Raw genomic sequence first — 1,081 nt, 5'->3', positions numbered from 1 at the left:
GCGCCCGCAGCTCTTCCTCCGCTGTCAATTCCATCGGAAGGCTGGCCGATCGCTTCTGATTTCGGTCTGGAATCAGACGGGTGCCCAAACCGACAAACGGGCGGGCGGACCAATGCGATCCTTCAATTGCGGTGGTTCCTGTCGGGCGGTGGTCGCAATGCTGGGAAGGCAAACTTGTCCATAGCGGCATGTGAGGCGACCGCATCGCGACTGTCCGCTCATTTGACGATGGGCTCAGTATCAGAACGCGAAGTCTGGCAAGCCGCCATGAAAGCCCAGGCGGCACTGGTCACCGATGGGGACGAGACCTTTGCCACGGCACTTCACCGTTTCACCGAAAAGCTCGCCAAGCGATCTCGACGTGTTCAGGCATCTGCCCGAGTCAGTCTGACCGACACGTCCCTGCTCCCGGTCGACATTCATAACCGAGAAGAAGCCAGTTTGGCTGATCCTCGTTTGTCTGCCTGGACAAATGGAAAAACGGGGTTTCCGCTATTGGACGCAAGTATGCGGTGCCTTCAGGCTACCGGGCACCTGGAATCGAGCCTCAGGAGCCTGCTTCTTTCCTTTGCAACATGTCATCTCTGGCTGGGACCGGTTCGCCCGGCTCAAATCCTGGCGCAACTCTGCACCGATTTTGCTCCCGCGATGTACTACGGTAGTGCCAGCCAAGTCATCGGCCTCTCCAAAGAAGCTCCGCCTTACATCCCCAACCCCGTCAGGCAATCTCTGTCTCGTGACCCAAACGGCGCGTTCATCCGCAAATGGATCCCCGAGATCGCCGGACTGCCGGACCAATATCTGCATGCACCCTGGGAAGCCCCCAAGTCGGCCCTGTCCGCGCACGGCATCATTCTCGGACAATCCTACCCTATGCCGCTGGTGGACCATGTCGCAGCCGCCCGAGAAGCAAAACGCAGGCTTTCCCCTGATGGGGCGTCTCGCCCATTGCCCTTTCATTCTATTGCCCGAAAGCCGCTGGGCATCAGAAGGTCAACTATCGGCCGCAACATGACAGCAAAGCGCTCAGGCCATCGCCCAATCCAGCTCAGCTTTGATTTGCAGAGCCAAGCCTGATTGG

General features: G+C 58.8%; 1 protein-coding gene. It reads left to right on the top strand.

What is annotated here, in order from left to right; genetic code table 11:
- The first annotated feature begins 267 nt into the window (after positions 1-267).
- Positions 268-1,077, top strand: a complete 810-nt coding sequence (locus tag B4F73_RS15230) for an FAD-binding domain-containing protein (protein ID WP_290483691.1) — start codon at positions 268-270, stop codon at positions 1,075-1,077.
- Positions 1,078-1,081 lie beyond the last annotated feature (4 nt).

The sequence above is a fragment of the Hyphomonas sp. UBA3601 genome (genome assembly GCF_002375605.1).
GTDB lineage: Bacteria > Pseudomonadota > Alphaproteobacteria > Caulobacterales > Hyphomonadaceae > Hyphomonas.
The sequence above is the reverse complement of the archived record's forward strand: the minus strand, read 5'-3'. Positions and strand labels throughout refer to the sequence as shown.